Annotated in this window: 1 protein-coding gene; it reads right to left on the reverse strand. The window is 67.0% G+C overall.

All coding sequences use genetic code 11. From position 1 onward, the window contains the following. Positions 1-314, reverse strand: a 314-nt coding sequence (locus RM844_RS32500; protein WP_394814657.1) for an FAD-dependent oxidoreductase, incomplete at its 3' end; no start/stop codon positions are given. Between the last annotated feature and the right edge of the window lie 153 nt (positions 315-467).

Here is a 467-nt window from a genome sequence, read left to right on the forward strand (position 1 = left end):
TTGACGAGGTGAGGCGCGTTGCGGGTCATCAGGATTCCGCGTTCGATCGCGCTGCGGCGGGCAATCCCGATATTGCCGGTGGCCAGGTAGCGCAGACCGCCGTGGACCAGTTTCGAACTCCACCGGCTGGTGCCGAAGGCGAGATCGTGTTTCTCCACCAGTGCCACCTGCAGGCCGCGGCTGGCGGCGTCCAGCGCGATGCCCGCACCGGTGATCCCGCCGCCGATGACGATCACGTCGAGCTGTTCCCCATCGGCCAGCGCGGCCAGTTCGGTTGCACGCCTGGCGCGGTTGAGAGCTGTCGGTCCGGTCACGAGGCGAGGTATCCGTTCAATGCGTAGGACAGTTCCGTGACCAGCGCATCGGCGTCGAGAATCGGCTCGACCATCTGGGCGGACTGGATGGCGGACTGGGTGATCAGCAGGCACATGGTGGCCAATTGCCGGGGATCCCCGGCCCGGACGCGG

The sequence above is a fragment of the Streptomyces chisholmiae genome (genome assembly GCF_031845445.1).
Lineage (GTDB): Bacteria > Actinomycetota > Actinomycetes > Streptomycetales > Streptomycetaceae > Streptomyces > Streptomyces chisholmiae.